Below are 20,461 nucleotides of genomic sequence, written 5' to 3'. Positions count from 1 at the left end.
ATTGGCCTATCACAATACGTGGTTAAGGGCATGGACGGGCAGCCTGGTAATTATTTAACGTCAACGACAGATATCCAATTTACCTCTACGGCCTTGAGCAGATGATGGCCGTAGTCCATCTGCAAGGAGGAACATGATGAACGAACTTACCGACAAATTGGACTTAACCAAAAATATGCGAATAGGGGCCCGAATGGGAACCGGTTTCGGGCTGATCATCGTCTTTCTGGCGGTGGTGGCCATCTTTACCACCATGCGTCTGGGCACCTTGCAGGAGGTCATCGACGAGGTGGTGGAGGTCCGGTTTCCCAAAACCGAGGAAGCCAACGAGGTGATTGACGAGATCAACCTCATCGCCCGCAATCTGCCCCTCATCTACATCCTTGATGAAGGTGAACGTGATGGAGAGCTGGCCCACATTGACACCGCCCACCGGACCATTGAGGAACGATTTGCGGCTTTCGAAGCAGACACCTCCTCCCGGGAAGGTCAAGAAGTGCTGAGCCGCGCCCGCAACAACTACCATGAATATTACCAGATGGTTAATACCTACCTGAATCTGGCCACCGATGAAGAATTGAGCGGCGCCCAAAACATGCTGCTGAACACCATCCGACCGGCCCAGAACGAACTGATCGCGGCGGTGGCAGCAATGGTGGAACACGAGACACGGGAGATGACCAGCGGCGGCAATTTCGCCCAGGAGATGGTTTTCGGCGGCCGCAGCCTGGTGCTGAGCTTGAGCGTCGGGGCAATTCTGCTGGGCATTTTAGCCGCCTTCATCATTACCCGTTCAATTTCCCGCCCCCTGACCCGAATCGGCCAGGGCCTACACGACGCCGCCATGAACGAAATGGACACCGTGGTGCAGCGCTCCGCCGCCAATGCCGAAGAGTCCGCCGCCGCGGCCGAAGAGCTTTCCGCCATGGCCCACCAGATGACCGACTTTGTCGCTGAGCTGATGACCCTGGTGGAAGGGAAAAAAGCCCGGGACCGGCAGGCTGCCGTGCAGCACCAGCTTACCGTCGAGCGCCGGAAACAGGAGAACAATCAAGACCCCAAGGAGTTATTGTCATGACATTTACAGAAAGTAACCACTCAGCCAGTCAGAATGCCCTGCATCAAAACAATGACGGTAAATTTCTAACCTTCAGCCTGGACCGGGAAGATTACGGTATAGACATTCTCCAGGTCCGGGAAATCATCGGCCTGATGCCCATCACCGGCATCCCCCAATCCCCTGATTACATGAGAGGGGTTGTCAATCTCAGGGGTAAGGTGGTACCGGTAATCGACCTGCGACAGAAATTTGATCTAAACCAAGGTGACAACACCCAACGAACCTGCATCATCGTGGTGGAGATCAACCACGGGCAAAGCAAAAAAATGGTGGTGGGGCTGGTGGTGGATTCGGTTTCGGAGGTTTTGTACATCAAGGAAGAAAATATCGAACCGCCCCCCAACCTGGGAGTCGCCAACTTTAACGATACCGACCACATCATGGGCATGGCCAAGTTGGCGGGCAAAGTTAAAATCCTGCTTAATATCGACTATATCCTGGGCACTGCCGAAGTTGAACCGCTGATCTCTTCGATTCAGTGAAAATATCTGCCTATACCTCACCGTCGGCGCGTATCTGCGCCGCCAGTCCAGCCAGGTAAGCGGCATCACCCTCCAGGTCATCGAAGGCATAGGGGTTGAGGAACTGGCGTCCCTGGAGCAGGGCGCGGTCGATGGGGGGCAGTTTTGCCGCCTCGCACACTTCAGCCCAGTGCGCTCCCAGGGCAAGCAACTGGCTCTCAACCATGCCCAGCGCCTCTTGGCGCGAGAGCAGGAAGTGATGGGCGGCGGCAAGACAGGCCGAAATACGGCTGTGACGCTCCTCGCCGAAAATCAACATCGCCTGGGTTGCCTCGTTGCCGGCCCGTGCCTGGGGGCAGAGGTCATAGGCCGGAGTCAGGGTCAGCATCCGGCCATCCCAGAAAGCAGCGTGGTTACGGGCATGGTCGTCGGTGTTGCCGCAGAGGATGTTGAATACCAGCCGGGCGAATAATTCGCGCAGGGTGTCGGCGGGCCCGGTAAAGCGGTGGCGCACGATTTCCGCCAGTTCTTCGTAACCGGCATAGCGCGCCAGCATCTCGTCGAGACCGAACAGGGTGAGGGCGGAAACCATCATTTTTCGTTGCCAGGTCTTGCCAGCCGCAATCCGGTCAAAACGCTCAATGAGCAGTACATCCTTGCCCGCGGCCCGCACCAGACTGACCGCAGCGACATTCAGGCCCACTTTTTCGGCCAGGCGCATGGCGAGAAACTCCGCCTTGACCACGTTGTAGAGGTCAGTGGTGGAAGAAAATTTGGCGATGAACTTCCGTTGCCCGCTTTCAATCAGCGCCTTGGGGCGAGCGCCGCCGATGGAACTGCCGTGGTACAGGGCCTGATCCAGCTCCGGCGTCAGCGGAATACCCCTGTCCACCCGCTCCGCCGAGGCCAACAGCTCATCCAGCGTTGCGTTGGCGGCACGGCGAGGAACATATTCGGTGGGTGAACGCTGGAAATCAAGCGCCCCGATCCGGTCGGAGCCCGACTCCAGCAGGTAGGTCAACTCATCCAGTTGGGCACTGTCCGCCCTGGCTCCCCGCAGGCCCAACAGGCGGTTGATGACCACCCGCCGGCCCCAGGCGTCCGGCGCCGCATCGCGCAGGCAGTTGGGCATACCAAGGCCGGGCAACAGGGGCAATACCCCAGACTGCAACGGCAGTTCCGGCTCATACAGAGAAATGGCGTTGTCCCGGGCCAGATAGCTCTGGCCGTAATTGAACACCAGTTGCCCGCCGGCGGCGGCCAGGCGCCCGGCCACCACCGGCTCGGTGGCTCCGGGCAGCCATACCCAGACGTAGGCCTCGCGCAGTTCAGAACTCATCAATTACCACCGCAGGGCTTTTACGCACCGCTTTGGGCAGCAGTGCCAGCTTATCATCCAGGCGCTCGTGCCGGTCAGCCAGTCCGGGCAAATCAGGTTCAAACAGCGTCACGCCCACCAGTGCAGCCACCTCGAACACCAGCCCGACGGCGCAACCCGGGTCACCCTTCTCGATCTTCTGCAGGGTAGCCCTGGCAATCCCCGCCCGCTCCGCCAACTCGTGCTCACTCCATCGGCGTTGCTTGCGTCCCAGGCGGATCTGCTTGCCCAACAAGGACATCGCCTCACGCGCATATTTGGAGTAGGTTCTGGTTGCAGTCATCTCGGTCTCCATCGGCTAAATAATGACTACTTTGATGATCATCAAATCACTTAATGACTGCTATCATAGTCAATTGTTCGGTTATCGTCAACGGTCCTCCGTAACGGTAGCCACTCCCGGGTGCTGCCGACCGTCGACCAACTGCTGCGACTGGATGAATTGCGGGAATTCGGAGGTCCGGAACCAGCCACTGGAACAACCGGGTGAAAGCGGTTGTCCCGGGCACGCTTTTCCGGTAGTATCAACTTAATTGATAGTTGTCCCAGCTACCCTTAACTTGAACAAATCATGCGTGCCCCATGCCCGATCAATCCGCCGGCAACGGTCTCAATCTGCAGCAAGCCTTGGAGCGCCTGGATGAACCCACCGTTTTGTACCGGCAAGGGGAACATGCGGTATACTGGTTGGGCGTACCGGAAGACACCTCCTTTCGCAGCAACATTTACCTTATCCGGGACGGCGACCACGGCCTGCTGGTGGACCCCGGCAGCCGCCATTTGTTCGATCAGGTCTACCGGCGGGTAACCCAGATCATGCCGCCGCAGTCCCTGGCGGGCATGATTCTCTGCCACCAGGACCCCGATGTGGCGGCCTCCATGGGTCAGTGGCTGGCGGTCAACCCGGCGATGAAGGTGCTGACCACCCCCCGTACCCAGGTGCTGTTGCCCCACTACGATCCGCCGCCGTACGATTATTACGACGTCGAAGCAAACCCCGAGTACCTGCTGCCCTCCGGCCGCTCCCTGCGCTTCATCCCCGCCCCCTTTCTCCACTTTCCCGGGGCCTTTACCACCTACGACGCCGGCGCCCGCCTGCTCTTTTCCGGCGATATCTGGGCCGCCATCGATCTCAACTGGCAACTGGTGGTTGACTCCTTTGCCGATCATATTCCGGCGCTGGATCTTTTCCACACCGAATACATGGCCTCCAACCTGGCGGCCCGCGGCTTTGCCCGGCGCTTGCAAGGTTTGCCCATCGATGCCATCCTGCCCCAGCACGGCTCCATCATCGGCCCGACCATGGTGCCGGAGGCGCTTGAGTATCTGCAGAATCTGCGTTGCGGCACCGACATCATCTACGCCGGGCTGAGTGAGCGATGACCGACCCCACCGACCACAAACCGGATAAATCCTCGCCGGAATGGCGCCTGGCCCGCCTGGAGCGGGAAAACCGTTTGCTGCGCCAGGGCATCCGCCAGGGTCAGCGAATGAAAGAGCTGTGGCTCAAGGCCCTGGATGACCTGCAGGCCAACAAGGAGGAACTGGCCCGGCGCAACCGGCGCTTGACCACCCTGCAGCAGGTTTCGGCGGCCATCAGCGAAACCCTGGTCCAGGATGAACTCTTCCGGCGCATCATGGACGCCATGGCCCGGCTGATCGAACTGGATGAGCAGTGGCCGCTGGGCATTTTCCTGGTGGAACCGGACGGCTCCATGCGACTGGCCGCCCAGCGTGGCGTTGGCGACAGGTTCATCGTTGCCCACCGTAAAATGCAGGTCGGCAAGTGCCTCTGCGGACTGGCTGCCCGGGGCGAGATCGTCATCAGTGAACGGTGCGTTGTTGACCCCCGCCGCACCATCGATCCTGGGCCCATGCCGGAACATGGCCACCTGATCCTGCCCCTGCGGTCCAAGGAGCGCGTGGTAGGCGTGTTTTTCTACTACCTGCCCCCTGGCCGGGTCATCAAGCAGGCCGAACTGGAAACCTTCCTGGCGGTGGGCAACCAGGTGGGGCTGGCCATCGAAAACGCCCGACTTTACGAAACCGTGCGCCGCCTGTCGATCTACGACCCTCTGACCGGCCTCTACAACCACGGCCAGTTCTACTCCCTGCTGGAAGAAGAACTTTCCCGCCACCAGCGCACCGGCCTCCCCCTGGCTTTGCTGATGCTGGACATCGATCATTTCAAGAAAGTCAACGACACGTACGGCCACCGGGCGGGGGATGCCATTCTTCGCCAGTTGAGCCGGTTGCTGCAAAAAGAGGCCCGGACCATCGACCGGGTCTGCCGTTACGGGGGGGAAGAACTGGCGCTGATCCTGCCGGACACCGACCTGGAAGCGGCCCGAAAAGCCGCCGAGCGCCTGCGCCGCAGGGTGGAAGAACTGCGTTTTATTACTTGCGACCAGCGTGAAATCAGGCTCACCGTCAGTATCGGGGCGGCCGCCTGTACCGAAACCGAAGCCGAAGCCGAATCGCTGGTAAACTCGGCGGACAGAGCCCTGTATGCCGCCAAGCGGGCCGGCCGCAACCGGGTATATCCCTTGTAACAACAGTGCCGCTTGTCACACCTAAATGATATTTTCTTTATGTGGGCTCTTGAGAGAAAACCTAAAACATGAGAGGAGGAACATGACCATGGTAAAGGGCTTTGACTTTTCCCTGAAGCAGAAGATGCTGATTCCCCTGCTGGCCTCGGTGCTGATTTCCTCCCTGCTGGCCGCCCCTCTGGTCAAGCGGGAACTGGACCGGCTGAGCGGGGATTTCATCAGCAGCACCGCCATCGACAAACAGGGCGAGATTGAAAGGGCCGTGGCCCGGGCCGGCCAGGACGCCCTGGAAAAGGCCGCCGTCTTTACCCGTTTCCCGGAGGTGTTGGAAGCCTATGCCATCGCCCACCAGGGCAACATCGATAATCCCAACGACCCCTACGCCCAGGAAGCCAGGGAGATGCTTCGCCGGGAACTGGCGGGAGCGCTGGAAGGCTTTTCCGCCACCGCCGGTACGCCCATGCAGCTCCACTTCCACCTCCCCAACGGCCGCAGCCTGGTGCGATTGTGGAGGGAGCGACAAGTGCAACAGGACGGCGCTTGGGTTGATATTTCCGATGATATTTCCGGATTTCGCCCCACCGTGATGGAGGTCAATCGCAGCGGCCGACCGGTGACCGGCATTGAAGTCGGTCGGGGCGGCTTCGTGGTCCGGGGGGTGGCCCCCATTCGTGCCGCCGACGGACGGCAACTGGGCTCGGTGGAGATGCTGGCCAATTTTGAAGAACTTTTTGAGGCCGCTGCCGGCCCGGGGCAGCACATGCTGCTTTACATGAACAGCGATCTGCTTTCCGTAGCCCGACAACTGCAAGACAGCCGGCAACATCCGGTGGTCGACAACCGCTACGTCATGGTTTCCGACACCAGCGGCGGCGAAACCCACCGCCTGGTCACCCGGGAATTGCTTGATCAGGGACGGAGCGACCTAAGCATAAGCCAGGTCAACAATCATTCTCTGGCCTCCTTTCCGGTCAGGGATTACCGCGACCAGCAGATCGGCGTGATGGTCTTTGCCAACGACACCACCGCAGTGGTAGACGGCATGCGTAACGTATTTCTTATCTTGGGGGGCATTGCCGCCATCATTCTGGTGCTGATCGTGGTAATCAATTACAGCGCCCTGACCATCGCGGTAATCCGGCCGGTCAACCATATCGCCCGGGAGATGTTCAACGGTGCTACCCAGGTGGCGGCGTCCTCCAACGAGGTTTCCGCCGGTGGCCAGGAGTTGGCGGAAGGATCCTCGGAGCAGGCCGCCTCGCTGGAAGAAACATCCGCTTCGCTGGAAGAAATTTCTTCCATGGCCAAGCAGAATGCCGACAACGCCGCCACCGCCGACAACCTGATGCGGGAGGCCGGCCAGGTGGTCAGCCGGGCCGAGCAGTCGATGACCGAACTCACCGGTTCCATGCAGGCAATCAGCAAGGCCAGCGAGGAAACCAGCAAGATCATCAAGACCATCGACGAGATCGCCTTCCAGACCAACCTGCTGGCCTTGAACGCGGCGGTGGAAGCGGCCCGGGCCGGTGAGGCCGGAGCCGGCTTTGCGGTGGTGGCGGATGAAGTGCGAAATTTGGCCATGCGGGCGGCGGAAGCGGCCCAGAACACCGCCCAACTCATCGACGGCACGGTGCAGAAGGTCAGCGCCGGCAGCCAATTGGTGGACCGCACCAATGAAGCCTTCGGCGAAGTATCCCAAAGCACCGCCAAAGCCGCCACCCTGGTGGGCGAAATCGCGGCGGCCAGCAACGAACAGAACAACGGGATCTCCCAGCTCAACACCGCCATGGGAGAAATGGACACCGTGGTCCAGCGGGTGGCGGCCAATGCCGAGGAATCGGCGGCAGCCTCGGAAGAACTCAACGCCATGGCCGCCCAGATGGAGGCCAACGTGGTCGATCTGCTGGAGTTGGTGGGTGCCGCCGTGGAGGATGTAAGCGCCGCCGGTCGGCGTGAACAAAGGCGGTCCGGACCATCATCGGGCCGCCGCAGCCCCAAAACGCCGCCCAAGCTGCCCGGCAAAACTGATGCCGCCAAGGCCCATGACGACAAGGGCCGGACCCGAAAAACCTCCCAGCCGGCCAAATCGACCGGCGACGACGCCAGCCGGAAACAGGGGGAAAAACGCAGCAAGTCGGAAGAGCTCATCCCCTTCGACGACGATGATTTCAAGGATTTTTAAGCCCCTTCAGGCGCCGGCAGCCGCCGGTTACCGGTATTCAAAAAATCCTCCCCCGGCCCGCCTCCGGTTCTGTTACGGAGCGGGCCGGAGAGGATCGGCGACCGATATTCAGCCCGCCGGGGAGTTAAGCGATGAAGAGCATCGGCACCAAGCTTTTTCTGATTATTGCGCTTTTCACCCTTGTCTGCAGCGCCTTTCTGCTGCAGCGAACGCATTCTTTGGCTAAGCGCTTCATCGATGACAGCGTGCACCAGCAGGCGGCTCTGGCGCTGCAGTTCAATCTCTCCATCCGCCGGTATGTGGATGAAAAAATCAGACCGGTAATGTACCAACTGGTGGGCCGGGAGGAATTCATCCCCGAAACCATGTCCACCTCCTATGTTTCCCGCTCCATTTTTGCCGACGTCAATTACCATTTTCCCGAACTTATTCTCAAATTTTCCGCCGAAGACCCCCGCAATCCTCTGAACCGGGCCACCCCGGAAGAACTGGCGATAATTGATTATTTCAACCTTAATCCCGGGGCCGAATCATGGCAGGGAACCGTGCGGTTAAACGATACGCAGTATCTGGCCCACTTCAAGCCCCGCCGGACCGAGGAAGATTGTCTCAAATGCCATGGCGCCCCGGCGGATGCTCCTCCCTCCCTGGTAGCCCGTTACGGAATGGAAACCGGCTTCAACTGGCCTTTGGGCCAGGTGGTGGCCACCGATACCGTGGGGATTCCCATTGATGAGATCCGGGCCAAAATGTGGGCCGCCATCATCGGCGATCTGGTCATCATTGCGGTTTCCCTGTTTTTGCTGCTGGGGGCCGTTTTTGTGCTGGTCAGAAAGCTGATCGGCAGCCGGCTGGCCATTATCTCCGCCAATTTTGAAAAGGTCTGCCGGCAAAAAGACGACAGCGTGCAACTGCCCACCTTGGCGGACGCCGGTAATGATGAAATCGGGTCGCTGGCGCAGAGCTACAATCAGTTGGCCGCCAAGCTGCATCGTTATCACGACTCCATGCAGGAGCAGTTACAACAGCGCACCGCCATGACCGAACAGTTGCGCCGGGAGATATCCGAGCGGATGGCGGCGGAAAAGGAAAAACAGGAAATGGAAAGAAAGATCCTGCATGTCCAGAAACTGGAAAGCCTCGGCGTGCTGGCCGGCGGAATCGCCCATGACTTCAACAATCTGCTGGTGCCCATCGTCGGCAATGCGGAACTGGCCAAACAAGAACTACCCCAGAACGCCCCGGCCCAAAAACAGTTGGCCGACATCATCAAAGCCTCCCAGCGGGCCGGCGAACTTTGCCGGCAGATGCTGGCCTGTTCCGGCAAGGGCCAACTGGTCTCCCAACAGCTTGACCTGTCGGAGGTAACCCGGGAGCTGGCCGAAATGCTGGCCGTCTCGGTGGACAAGAAGGCCAAAATCAACTATCAGCTGGCATCTTCGCCCCTGCCCGTCACCGGCGATGCCACCCAGATCCGGCAGGTGATCATGAACCTGATTACCAACGCCTCGGAGGCTCTTGAAGGTTGCGAAGGGGAGGTAACCGTCCGCACCGGAAGCGTGACCTGCGACCGAGAATATTTCCGGCAGAACTTCAACGAGGAACTGCCGCCGGGACAATATGCCTTCCTGGAAGTGGAAGATAACGGTTGCGGCATGGATGCTGAAACCGCCGCCCGCATTTTCGATCCCTTTTTCACCACCAAATTCACCGGCCGCGGGCTGGGGCTGGCGGCCGTCCTGGGCATTATCCGCGGCCACCACGGCGCTATCCGGGTATACAGCGAACCGGGCCGGGGCACGGTGATGAAAGTCCTGTTCCCCATAGCCAAAGATGCCGAGCAAGCGTCTTCAGCGGTGACGGCAGAGACGCGCATCGACCCGGACTGGCGGGGCAGCGGTACCATCCTGCTGGTTGATGATGAAGAGATGGTACGTGATACCGGCGCCGCCATCCTCCGTGCCAAGGGCTTTGACGTGCTGACCGCCGGCGACGGCCGAGAGGCGGTGGACATTTTCAAGCAGCAGCCGGGACGGATCGACTGCGTGGTGCTGGACATGAACATGCCGGTGATGGACGGCGCGGAGGCCTTCCAGGAACTGCGTAAAATCCAGCCGGATATTCCGGTTCTGCTGGCCAGTGGTTACAGTGCCCAGGAAATCGTCCAGCGCTTCCACGGTGGCGAGCTGGCCGGTTTTATTCAAAAGCCTTACCAGATCGACAAACTCCTGGAAGAGTTGCAAAAGATCATGCCACCGACTAAGTCGACCAACGAAATCAAGAAGTAAAACACGTTGCAAACCGCGAGGAAGTGCCCGCAGACCGGTTTTACTCTTGACAGACCAGGCCAGTTTTTTTATAAGTACCGTTTCCCGTTCGCGATATTGGGGGATCGTCTAATGGTAGGACTGCAGACTCTGACTCTGCCTGTTGGGGTTCGAATCCCTATCCCCCAGCCAAATAAAAAAGGGTTGCGCCCCCGCGTAACCCTTTCTTTTTCCCCCTTGCCACTCCCCTGTGCTTGACCGTCGGAACTTGGTGCCGCTAGAATGCTAAGACGTAAAACCGCCAGCGGGCGGCCAGCAACACCCATTACCGGCATGACCGTTTTTCCGGAGGTTGCACCATGAAAATCTTTTTAGCCGGCGCCACCGGCTTTGTCGGCAGCGCCCTGATTCCTCGCCTGTTGCAGGAAAATCACCAGTTGCGGGTGCTGGTCCGTCACCCGGACCGGGCAGACCGCCTGCCGGCGCCGATCAAGGTGGTGGCAGGCGACCCGACCCGGCCGGGCAAATGGCAGGAAGAAGCGGCAAGCGCCGAGGTGATCATCAATCTTACCGGCGCCAGCGTTTTTACCCGCTGGACGGCCAAGGTCAAGCAACAGATCATGGACAGCCGGGTTCTCTCCACCCGAAATCTGGTGGCGGCCATGCAGAGCTCTCCCACCCCCATGACCCTGATCAACACCAGCGCCGCCGGCTACTACGGCAGCCACGATGACCGGCCGAAAACGGAAAAAGCCCCGCCGGGCAATGACTTTCTCGCCCAAGTATGTACGGCCTGGGAGCATGAGGCCATGAAAGCCGCCGAGCACGGCCATCGGGTGGCAATCGCCAGGCTGGCAGTGGTGCTGGGCCGGGTCGGCGGCGCTCTGAATCAAATGCTCCCCCCTTTTCGCCTGGGCCTGGGCGGCCGAATGGGCAGCGGCCAGCAGCCCTTTCCCTGGATCCACCTGGATGATCTGACCGCGATTTTTGCTTTTCTCTGTCACCACCGGGAAATTGCCGGCCCGGTCAATTGCGCCGCCCCGCAAGTCATCAGCAACGCCGAGTTCACCAAAGCCCTGGGGCGGGCGTTAAAGCGCCCCACCCTGTTGGCGGTGCCGGGATTCATCCTGCGCCTGATGATGGGTGAGATGAGCACGGCTCTGCTGAGCGGTACCAGAGTAATCCCGGAGGTTTTACAACAACATGGTTTTGTCTTCCGGTTTCCGGAAATCGACCAAGCCTTTACTGAACTGCTATCCCGATCGTAGAAAAAGTTAAAAAACAATGCTTCGCTTATCACACACCATCAGCTGTTTATTGTTATGCTTCGCATCCGTCGCCTGTGCCGACTTCAACCGGCCGCTGAACGCCTCAGCCGCAGTTGATTACGGGTTTCAATCCGAAGCAGCGGGAGGTGATCCAGGCGATCACGAAGCATCAACGGGGGCGGCCGGCGAAACGGCGATGCGGGAAGACTTACCATCGCCCATTCTTTCAGCCGCTACCAGCCAGTCCTATGACCCGGAACGCTGGACGGTGGTGGGACAAATGCGGGAACACCGGGTACAAGGCCGCGAATCACTGCTGGAAATCGCCCGGGACCACGGCCTGGGCTACCGCGAGGTCACCAGGATCAACCCGGAACTGGACCCTTTCCTGCCGGGGGATGGCGCTCCGGTGATGCTGCCCACCGCCCGGGTGCTGCCGCAAACACCATATGAACATGGCATGGTACTTAATCTCCCGGAAAAGCGGTTGTATTATTTCTATACCCTGACCAATGACCGGCTGGTGATTTCCTTCCCCGTGGGCATCGGCACCGCCGACCGCGGTACCCCGCTGGGAGATTTCACCATCACCCGGAAGTTGACCGATCCCAGTTGGACGGTACCGCCATCAGTCCGGGAACAGCGCCCCCACTTGCCGGCCATCATACCTCCCGGCCCCAACAACCCCATGGGAGCTTATGCCCTGCAGCTTTCCGGCGGCAGCTATTTTATCCATGGCACCAACCGGCCCTGGTCCATCGGCCGACGAGCAACCCTGGGCTGTGCCCGGCTTTATCCTGAGGATATTCCAGTGCTGTTCCGCATGGCGGCTATCGGTACACCGATGAAAATCATTCATCAGCCGGTGAAAATCGGCCGCCAGGATGAACAAATTTTCCTTGAAATTCACCATGACCGGTACGATGGCAAAAACTGGCGGGATTACTGGCAGGAAGCGGAACAAATGCTGAGCAAGAAAGGATGGCTGAACCAGGTTGAGAGCGGCAAGGTGGCTGAAGTCGCCAGGCAGGGCAGAGGAATTCCCGTACCCATCGGCCGGTTGGCAAAATAACACTGGCAAAACACCACGGCATAAAAAAGGGCGATCTACCTGATGTTACCGGCAGATCGCCCCAATGTTGACACAAAAACAACTAAGACTACTTCATCTGCTGCAACTCAAAGGCTTTTTCCTGTCTCTCCAGGCATTTTTCCGCCTTGTCGGCCGCATCCTCGGCAATTGCCCGTGAATTGGCGGCACATTCCCTAGCCTTTTCGGCAATATCCCACAACTCCCGCATTTCGGCCTTCATCGACTCGGTGTTACCGGTCAAACCTTTAATCTGGCTCTCCAGTGTATCAACCCTGGTTTCCAGTTGGTTAAACCGGGCCTCGTCAACGGCATCAACCTGATTGGTAGCACAACCGGCAGCAAACAGCAGCAGCAGTCCACACGCCAAACCTAACGCTTTTTTCATAACTTTCACCTCCATCCATTTAACTGTTACGATATCGTTCCCCACATGCGGCCAGGCCGCACCACTACTTGCGCAATACTCTCACAAAACTGCCCTGAAAAGCAATTAAAATCGGGAAGTTTTTTGCTTCACAAGCTGCTTGAACAAAACAATGTTTATCCTGTATGTTGGCAAACGGCCGGTGGCGGATTACCTCCGGCGCCAAACCGGAGCACCAGAGCCGGGATAAAACAACCTGCAAAACAGGCTAAAACTTGAAGATAACACTTAACATGGAGACGCTACAATGAAAAAAATCGCGGTTCTTCCCGGTGACGGCATCGGGCCGGAGGTGATGCGGGAGGCGATCAAAGTGCTGGACGCCGCCCAACGCCGCTTCGGTTTTTCCTTAAGTTATGAGTACGCCGATGTCGGTGGCTGCGCCATTGATTACCACGGTCACGCCCTCCCCCAAGCCACCCTGGAGTTGTGCCGCAACAGCGACGCCATCCTTTTCGGTTCAGTGGGTGGCCCCAAGTGGGAGAGCCTGCCGCCGGAACAGCAGCCGGAGCGGGCCGCCCTGCTGCCCCTGCGCAAGACCTTCGGGCTGTTCTGCAACCTGCGGCCGGCCAAGGTTTTTCCCTCGCTGGCCGCCGCCAGCCCACTGCACCCGGACATTGTCGGGGAAGGTTTCGACCTCCTGGTGGTGCGGGAACTAACCGGCGGCATCTACTTCGGTCAGCCCAAGGGCCGGGAGGGCAGCGGCCCGGAGGAAAAGGCCTACGACACCATGGTCTACACCCGCCGGGAGATCGAACGCATCGCCCGCCGGGCCTTCGAAGCCGCCCGCCTGCGCCGCAACCTGGTGACCTCGGTGGACAAGGCCAACGTGCTCACCACCATGGTGCTGTGGCGCGAGGTAGTCACCGAAGTGGCCGCCGACTACCCCGACGTGACCCTGAACCATATCTACGTGGACAACGCCACCATGCAGTTGATCCGCAACCCGCACCAGTTCGACGTGCTGCTCTGCGGCAACATGTTCGGCGACATCATCTCCGACGAGTGCGCCATGATGACCGGCTCCATGGGGCTGCTGGCCTCGGCCAGCCTCAACGAGGAAGGCTTCGGCCTCTATGAGCCGGCCGGCGGCTCGGCCCCTGATATCGCCGGCCAGGGCATTGCCAACCCCATCGCCCAGATTTTGTCGGCCGCCATGATGCTGCGCTACAGCTTTCAAATGGGTGAGGCCGCCGACGCCATCGAAAACGCGGTGGGCCGCACCCTGGCCGCCGGCACCTACACCGCCGACATCACCAGCGACAAAAGCCAGGCGGTCAACACCGAGGACATGGGCGACGCCATCGCCGCCGCTTTGTAAACGTTCAGCAGCACCGCATCTTCGGGCGATCAGCCCGGCTTGCGTACCTGGGGTACGCGGCGCCTGGCTGCTTGCCCGAACCTGCGGCACTGCTGAACGTTTACCTAGTCGGAAAGGGGGTTGATGGCCAGGCCGGTGAGAACTTTGGGGTAGAAGAAGGTGGACTTGTGGGGCATCACCAGGTTTTCGTCGGCCACCCGGCGGACCTGGTCCACTTTGGTGGGGTTCATCAGGAACAGCACCGGGGTGGCTTCCGTCCGGCCGCCGGCTTCGGCGGCGAGGACGGCTTCCTTGACCGCCACGTCCAGGGCCTCGGCGGCGTTGCTGTAGTAATCGATGAGCTCACCCTGCACGCAGCGGCTTTTGTCCAGATCCGGCAGACGGTCAATGATCAGGTCGGAAAGCACCACCACATCCAGATCACGCAGAGCCGGGGGCTGGTGGGCCGCCTCCCGGTCCATCACCCCGTCCTTCAGGGTCAGCAGGAAGCTGCGGTCCTCGCCGGGGTGATAAAAGCCGAAACAGGTGTTGCCGCCCTCCCCTTCCGCCATCCGGGCCAGGGTTTCATCAAGCAGGCTTTCCCGGCCGCCGTTGCTGATTTCCATTACCTCGAAATAGTCCTGCAGGGCATTCAGCAAATCGGTGCTGGTTTTGTAACCCGGCAGACGCAGCAGGCGATGGGTGGGCAGTACGCTCAGACCCGGATCCTCCATGCCGCAAAGATACATCATGGTGTGATTGGCCGCATCGGCCGGATCAAGTTGGCCCCGCCGCTCCCGCACCAGGGCCCGGTACTGCAGGGCGGTGGTGTAGCGATGGTGGCCGTCGGCGATGTACAGCGCCTTGTCCTGGAATTTTTCCCCCACCGCCTGCAGTACCGCCGGGTCGGTGACCAGCCGCAGCCGGTGTTCGCAGCCGTTATGGTCCGGCACACTATACAGCGGCGGTTCGGTGCTGCCCCGGGCCAGCAGTTGCATGATCTCGCCGGCCGGGTCGGAATAAAGGGAGAAAATGGGGCTAAACTGGGCCTGGCAGGTGTCCAGCAGGCGCAAACGATCCGAGGTCACCCCGGCAAAGGTTTTTTCATGGGGTTTGACCACCCCTTCGGCAAATTCGGCCAACTGCACCCGGCTTAAGAAACCGCGCCGGGTGAGGGTACGGCCGTCGGGGCGGCGATAGTCCACCTCGTAGATATAAAACGCCGGTCGCTCCTCCCTGAGCAACACCGCCTGGCGCTGCCACTGCCGGAAAAGCTCGGCGGCGCCGGCATAACGCTGTTCGGTCATGCCCTCGCCCTTGACGTTTTTGCTCAAATCAAGGCGGATCATGTTGTAGGGGTTGCGTTCCAGCAGGGCCGCCTGACCGCCGGCGTCGATCACATCGTAGGGCGGGCTGACCACCTCCTCGATGTTGGAGATTTTTTCCGGATTGTAGCGCACGGCGCGAAAGGGGACGATTACGGCCATCTCAACTGCTCCTTGACAAATAAGTTATGCTGGTAAATCGTGGTGCCGGTTGTTGCTGTATTTTCCGATCGACTTGGGTTATATAAAAACTGTCGACGAAAAAGGAAGAGCCATTCATATTCAAAAATCCGCCGCCTTGCAAGCGGTCTTTGGTGAAAAAGGGTAACCATTCAGCAGCACCGCATCTTCGGGCGATCAGCCAGGCTTACGTACAGGGGGTACGCGGCGCCTGTCTGCTTGCCCGAACCTGCGGTACTGCTGAACGGTTACGGCCCGTTAAACCAGTATTTAATACTCCTGGTGAACGGTTACTGAAAAAGGAGTGATCTTTATGTACGAAGTGTTTACCACCACCCATTTTTCCTCCGGGCATCATCTGCGCAATTACCCCGGCAATTGCGAAAAACCCCACGGCCACAACTGGAAGGTCAAGGTCACCATGCGGGCCGACGAGCTGGACGAGCTGGGCATGGCCCTGGATTTCCGCGACCTCAAAGCGGCCCTGAAGGTGATCACCGACGACTTGGACCATCGGGATCTCAACGAGCATCCGGCCTTCCAGCGGGACAACCCCTCTTCGGAAAACATCGCCCGGCATATCTTCGCCGAATTGAAAAAAAGCCTCAGCAGCGAACGCTACCGCCCCCACAAAGTCACGGTACTGGAAACCGACGCCTGCGGGGTCAGTTATTCGGAAGACTGATGACTGTGCAAACCAGTTTGCAGGTCAGCGAAATTTTCTACAGTATCCAGGGGGAATCAAGCTGGGCCGGCTACCCCTGTATCTTCGTCCGCCTGGCCGGCTGCAACCTGCGCTGTTCGTACTGTGACGCCCGGTACACCTACGAAGAGCCGGGGCGGGAAATGGACCTGAAGGCGGTACTGGCGGAAATCCGCCGACTGACACCGGAAAAATCGCCGGCCCCACTGGTGGAGATCACCGGCGGCGAACCTTTGCAGCAGGAAGGGGTTTACCCGCTGTTCGACGCCTTACTGGCCGACCAGCGACGGGTGCTGCTGGAAACCAACGGCAGCCTGTCCCTGGCCCGGGTGCCGACGGCGGTGCGTTGCATCATGGACGTAAAATGCCCCGGCAGCGGCATGAACGAACAATTAAAGCAGGATAATTTCCGCCGCCTCACTGATCGGGATGAGATCAAGTTCGTAGTCGGCGACCGCCGCGATTACGAATGGGCCAAAGAAATCATCAGCCAGCACCACCTGACCGGACATCCACACCTGATTTTCTCCCCCGTGGCCAGTCATCTGCCACCGGCCGACCTGGCCTCCTGGCTGCTGGCCGACTCCCTGCCCGCCCGTTTGCAGTTACAACTCCACACCATCCTCTGGCCCGACTGCCGGCGGGGCAAATAAGCCCCGCCATCGTTCAGGCCACCTTTACCGGCCGCCGGTAAAATTGCACCGCCGGCGCCAGGCTTGTCGCAGGCCACGCTTAATAACTGATTAACGCAGTTATTGTAAGATCCACCGGCTGGTCTCTGGCAGACGACTAGACTTTGTTTACCCTTTGACCATCTTCTGACGGCGACTACTGCCGGAACACCCGCTGGCGGAAGAATTCGATCAGGCCCTGGCGGCGGGCGGAGATGCGGAGTTGTTCGGGAACCAGGTCGGAAGTTTCGGCACCGGTGATGGACATCTTGTATTCGATGTGGGGGGCAAAGCGGTTGTCCAGGTACCAGGCGTAGGTGAGGCCGAAAAGCAGACCCGGCGGGGTGAAACCCTCGTTGCCGTTGACCACCCGGGTGAAGAGTGTTGGTTCCCGGCCGGCCCGACACATGCGGGCCAGCTCCAGGTAGGTTACCAGTTCATCGGTGGTAAAAAAGCTGCGGCGCTCGTTGTCCGGCTGCATGGTCAGGGAAAAGATGTAGCCCACCGGGCGGCTGCCGGCCATCACCGGGCTCTTTTCCTTGGCGGCGGCGTAGTTGCCCAGCAGGGACTGGCCCAAGGCCACCAAAAAAGCAATTTCAAAATGGCGACTGCCGGGGCTGATGTCGGCCCGCACCCGGATCGTTCGGTCGCCCGGTTCGTAGAAGGAAAAGACGTTGTCCCACTCCTGGCAGCGGCGCCACTGATCCACCGGCACCAGTTGCAGACCGGCGACATAATCAAGGTGGGCCAGCAGGATGTCCCGGTGCCGCCAGAGGATTTCCGCCAGCACCGGCTGCCATTGCGGTGCAAGCTTGAGTTGGCGCAACCGTTGCCGCATTTGCCGCCAGCGGTGGTCCGGGGTTTGTCGCCGGGGGTTAAGCATCAGGGGGTATGATTCTGTGGTACTGGCATCGCTTAATTCATCGGCGTCCATTTTCTTGCCGCCATCGTTTTTACCCCGTTGCAGGCCCCACAGCACCCGCACCGCCGTGGCCACCGCCGCCGGATCGTGCTGCAGCACCAGGCTGCCATCGAAATCGGACTGGGAGGCGATGGCCGCCTCGATGGGGGCAACTCCCTGCCGGCGCACCCGTTCCCGGTCAAGGTAGATGGGCACCTTGCCCTCGAGGGCGTAGTTCTGCAGGATGCTGCCCGGGATCTCCCGCATGCCCACCACCATCGTCTGCTGAAAAAGCCCGGCGATACCGCCCGGGATATTGCGGTCATAGGCCCGCAGCAGATCGGAAACGTGGTATCGCCGATCACCCTCGCCCGCCACCAGGTCGGTTTCACCGGCCTGCACCCAGAGGTTAGAGAGCAACACCTTGAGGGCCCGCCGGTTGTTTCGCACCGCCGCCGCCAGGCCGGGTACCTGGAGCACCGGGATAATGCTGGTAAAGAGACTGCCGGGGGCAAAGAGGATGATGTCGGCTTCGGCAATGGCGGCGAATACTTCCGGCGGCACCTCGGGCTGGCGGGAGAACTCCACGTAAACCCGGTCCACCGGGCAGCGGCGACCGGCCTGGGCTGATTTGCTCTCGCCGCTGACCAGCACCCCGTTGTCGTAACGGATTTTCAATGTCGCCGGGGTGGTAGTACAGGGCAGCACCGCATCCGGCTGGGCTCCCAGCATATCGGCCAGGAACCGCAGGCCACCCAGGACGGCCGCTGGCGGTGGCTCAACCGCTGCCGGTTCTTTGCCGACGGCAGCCAAGGCCTCACCATCCGCCCGGGCGGCTTCCGGGGCCGCCGGTCGCCGTTCTGCCGTCACTGGTCCCGCCGGATTATCGGGCCGGTCCATGGCCGGCTGCTGGTAGATGGCGGCCACCAGCAACAGGTTGCCCAGGCAGTGGGCCCGCTGCCGCAGGGGATGCAGATGTTCATTGTTAAAAATTTCCGCCAGCAACCAGTACAGGGAGCGTTCCATGAAGGTCGGCAGTTCGGCGAGCTTCACTCCGCACTGGGCCAGCACTGCCTCCGGGCTGTCCGGCAGGAGTTTGAAGCGATGATTGAACAGCCGGTGCAACCTGGCCACCGTGGCCATGGCCTCGTCCTCGGTGAGCTCGTATTGTTTTTGCAGCTTTTCCTTGCTCACCGAAGAGAGCAGGACATGGCGCAGGTCGCCCACCGCGATCAGGGGCAGGTCCTTGAGCAACTCACCGGTGGAGCCACCGTCGTCGGTGACGCAGACCACTGCCCGGGTCCGGGGGAAAAGCTGCTTCAGGCCGGTAAATGGCGCGGCCGGCCAGCCGGGGTGACGGCTGTCGCCGCCGATGATATTGGACAGACCAGTGCCGCCGCCAAAAACCAGCACCTTGGCCTCGGCGCACGGTACCCGCCGCAGGGACTCGGCCAGTTCCGCCAGGGAAGCGGCGATCTCGGGCGGGGCGGTGGGCAGGCCGTTCAAGACCAGGGCCAGCAGCTTTTCCGCCTGGTCCTGATAGGGCATCAAATCCAGGGGATGGAAAGAGGCGGCTGCAAGCTGCGCCAGTTGCCGTTCTATGGTCGATTGCGCGGTAATCATGTTCCTCTCGCCAAAGACAGTGGGCAGCGGCCTTGATAACTTGCTGACCACATGGTTTACCTGGCGTCCTCGGTCCTCGGTCAACCGATCCCGGTGGCCGCCATCTGGCCGCGGACGATTTTTTCCGATTCGGCCAGGGCGGCCCGTTCGTCTTCCCGCAGGGGAAATTCGACGATCCGCTCCACTCCGCCGCTGCCCAAAACCACCGGTACTCCCAAAAAGCAGCCGCTGATGCCGAATTCTCCTTCCAACCAGGCGGCGCAGGGCATTACCCGCTTGCTGTCGGTGACGATCGCCTCGGCCATCTCAACGGCGGCCAGGCCCGGGGTGTAGAAGGCGCTGCCGGTTTTCAGGTGGTTGACGATCTCGGCTCCGCCGTGCTGGGTGCGATGGACAATGCTGGCGATGGTTTCGGCATCAAGCAGGTCGCTCACCGGCACCCCGGCCACGTTGGCCAGCCTGACCAGGGGCAGCATGTTGTCGCCGTGAATCCCCATGACCATGGCGTTGACGTCGCGCGGCGCCACCCCCAGGGCCTCGGCCAGGAAGGTCCGGTAGCGGGCGGAGTCCAGGACTCCCGCCATGCCGATCACCCGCTGGCGGGGAAAGCCGGAGATCTTGTAGGCGGTGTAAACCATGGCGTCGATGGGGTTGGTGACCACGATCAGCACCGCGTTGGGGGAGAAAGCGGCCGCCTGCTCGGCGCAGCTTTTGACGATTTCCACGTTCTTGGCCAGCAGGTCATCGCGGCTCATCCCCGGCTTACGGGCCAGGCCGGCGGTGATGATCACCACGTCGGAATCCACCGAGTCGCGGTAGTCGTTGCTGCCGGTCACCCGGCAACTGAAGCCGTCCACCGGGCCGGACTGCAGCAGGTCCAATGCCTTGCCCTGGGGGATGCCTTCCATGACGTCCAGCAGCACGATATCGCCCAGGTTACGGCTCAAGGCCCAGTGGGCGGCGGTGGCGCCGACGTTGCCGGCGCCGATGATGGTTATTTTGGCTCGTTGCAT

Annotated in this window: 17 protein-coding genes and 1 tRNA gene; 12 read left to right on the top strand and 6 right to left on the bottom strand. The window is 60.4% G+C overall.

Annotated elements, in window-relative coordinates:
• Positions 1-133 precede the first annotated feature (133 nt).
• Positions 134-1,078 carry an MCP four helix bundle domain-containing protein gene (locus P0N66_RS11195; RefSeq protein WP_275805415.1) on the top strand — a complete coding sequence of 315 codons (945 nt, stop codon included), beginning with the start codon at positions 134-136 and terminating at the stop codon, positions 1,076-1,078.
• A complete protein-coding gene (locus tag P0N66_RS11190; protein WP_275805413.1) occupies positions 1,075-1,602 on the top strand; it encodes a chemotaxis protein CheW in 528 nt (175 codons plus the stop codon). The genes P0N66_RS11195 and P0N66_RS11190 overlap by 4 nt, the downstream gene beginning before the upstream one ends.
• 10 nt (positions 1,603-1,612) lie before the next feature.
• Here the strand turns inward: P0N66_RS11190 and P0N66_RS11185 are convergent, their stop codons facing one another.
• Together P0N66_RS11185 and P0N66_RS11180 are read right to left on the bottom strand one after the other, a co-directional pair.
• Complete coding sequence (locus P0N66_RS11185) at positions 1,613-2,920, bottom strand: type II toxin-antitoxin system HipA family toxin (protein ID WP_275805411.1); 1,308 nt, start codon at positions 2,918-2,920, stop codon at positions 1,613-1,615.
• Positions 2,910-3,242, bottom strand: coding sequence for a helix-turn-helix transcriptional regulator (locus P0N66_RS11180; protein ID WP_275805409.1), 333 nt, complete (start codon positions 3,240-3,242; stop codon positions 2,910-2,912). Before P0N66_RS11180 ends, P0N66_RS11185 begins: the two co-directional genes overlap by 11 nt.
• Positions 3,243-3,541: 299 nt before the next feature.
• Here P0N66_RS11180 and P0N66_RS11175 point away from each other — a divergent pair, with 299 nt between their 5' ends.
• From P0N66_RS11175 to P0N66_RS11145, 7 genes are all read left to right on the top strand, one after another.
• A complete protein-coding gene (locus P0N66_RS11175; RefSeq protein ID WP_275805407.1) occupies positions 3,542-4,342 on the top strand; it encodes an oxygen-binding di-iron domain-containing protein in 801 nt (266 codons plus the stop codon).
• Positions 4,339-5,511, top strand: a complete 1,173-nt coding sequence (locus P0N66_RS11170) for a GGDEF domain-containing protein (protein WP_275805405.1) — start codon at positions 4,339-4,341, stop codon at positions 5,509-5,511. Before P0N66_RS11175 ends, P0N66_RS11170 begins: the two co-directional genes overlap by 4 nt.
• Positions 5,512-5,593: 82 nt before the next feature.
• Positions 5,594-7,693, top strand: a complete 2,100-nt coding sequence (locus P0N66_RS11165; RefSeq protein WP_275805403.1) for a methyl-accepting chemotaxis protein — start codon at positions 5,594-5,596, stop codon at positions 7,691-7,693.
• A 131-nt stretch (positions 7,694-7,824) separates the two neighbouring features.
• On the top strand, positions 7,825-9,981 hold the full coding sequence (locus tag P0N66_RS11160) for a c-type heme family protein (RefSeq protein WP_275805401.1): 2,157 nt from the start codon (positions 7,825-7,827) through the stop codon (positions 9,979-9,981).
• Positions 9,982-10,078: 97 nt separating this feature from the next.
• Positions 10,079-10,152 (top strand) — tRNA-Gln (locus P0N66_RS11155).
• A 167-nt stretch (positions 10,153-10,319) separates the two neighbouring features.
• Positions 10,320-11,228: a TIGR01777 family oxidoreductase gene (locus P0N66_RS11150; protein WP_275805400.1), complete on the top strand. Its 909-nt coding sequence runs from the start codon at positions 10,320-10,322 to the stop codon at positions 11,226-11,228.
• A gap of 196 nt (positions 11,229-11,424) precedes the next feature.
• The gene (locus P0N66_RS11145) at positions 11,425-12,300 is read left to right on the top strand and encodes a L,D-transpeptidase (protein ID WP_275805398.1); all 876 of its coding nucleotides are present in this window, start codon (positions 11,425-11,427) and stop codon (positions 12,298-12,300) included.
• 88 nt (positions 12,301-12,388) lie between these two features.
• Here P0N66_RS11145 and P0N66_RS11140 read toward each other — a convergent pair whose 3' ends face one another.
• The gene (locus P0N66_RS11140) at positions 12,389-12,706 is read right to left on the bottom strand and encodes an alanine-zipper protein (protein ID WP_275805396.1); all 318 of its coding nucleotides are present in this window, start codon (positions 12,704-12,706) and stop codon (positions 12,389-12,391) included.
• Positions 12,707-12,992: 286 nt separating this feature from the next.
• Here P0N66_RS11140 and leuB point away from each other — a divergent pair, with 286 nt between their 5' ends.
• Positions 12,993-14,066, top strand: coding sequence for a 3-isopropylmalate dehydrogenase (gene leuB, locus P0N66_RS11135; RefSeq protein WP_275805394.1), 1,074 nt, complete (start codon positions 12,993-12,995; stop codon positions 14,064-14,066).
• Between the two features lie 104 nt (positions 14,067-14,170).
• Here the strand turns inward: leuB and P0N66_RS11130 are convergent, their stop codons facing one another.
• Positions 14,171-15,532 (bottom strand): DUF1015 domain-containing protein, encoded by a 1,362-nt coding sequence (locus tag P0N66_RS11130; protein ID WP_275805392.1) that lies wholly within the window; start codon positions 15,530-15,532, stop codon positions 14,171-14,173.
• Positions 15,533-15,863: 331 nt separating this feature from the next.
• Here P0N66_RS11130 and queD point away from each other — a divergent pair, with 331 nt between their 5' ends.
• Both queD and P0N66_RS11120 read left to right on the top strand, forming a co-directional pair.
• Entirely contained in the window at positions 15,864-16,235 is a 372-nt protein-coding gene (queD, locus tag P0N66_RS11125) for a 6-carboxytetrahydropterin synthase QueD (protein WP_275805390.1), read from the top strand.
• On the top strand, positions 16,235-16,906 hold the full coding sequence (locus tag P0N66_RS11120) for a radical SAM protein (protein WP_275805387.1): 672 nt from the start codon (positions 16,235-16,237) through the stop codon (positions 16,904-16,906). The genes queD and P0N66_RS11120 overlap by 1 nt, the downstream gene beginning before the upstream one ends.
• Positions 16,907-17,081: 175 nt before the next feature.
• Here P0N66_RS11120 and P0N66_RS11115 read toward each other — a convergent pair whose 3' ends face one another.
• Both P0N66_RS11115 and mdh read right to left on the bottom strand, forming a co-directional pair.
• The gene (locus P0N66_RS11115; RefSeq protein ID WP_275805385.1) at positions 17,082-19,448 is read right to left on the bottom strand and encodes a gluconeogenesis factor YvcK family protein; all 2,367 of its coding nucleotides are present in this window, start codon (positions 19,446-19,448) and stop codon (positions 17,082-17,084) included.
• A gap of 80 nt (positions 19,449-19,528) precedes the next feature.
• A complete protein-coding gene (gene mdh, locus P0N66_RS11110; RefSeq protein WP_275805383.1) occupies positions 19,529-20,461 on the bottom strand; it encodes a malate dehydrogenase in 933 nt (310 codons plus the stop codon).

Source organism: Desulfurivibrio dismutans (assembly GCF_029210385.1).
GTDB classification, from domain to species: Bacteria; Desulfobacterota; Desulfobulbia; order Desulfobulbales; family Desulfurivibrionaceae; genus Desulfurivibrio; species Desulfurivibrio dismutans.
Note: the sequence above shows the minus strand (reverse complement) of the source record. Positions and strands in the feature narration are given on the sequence as shown.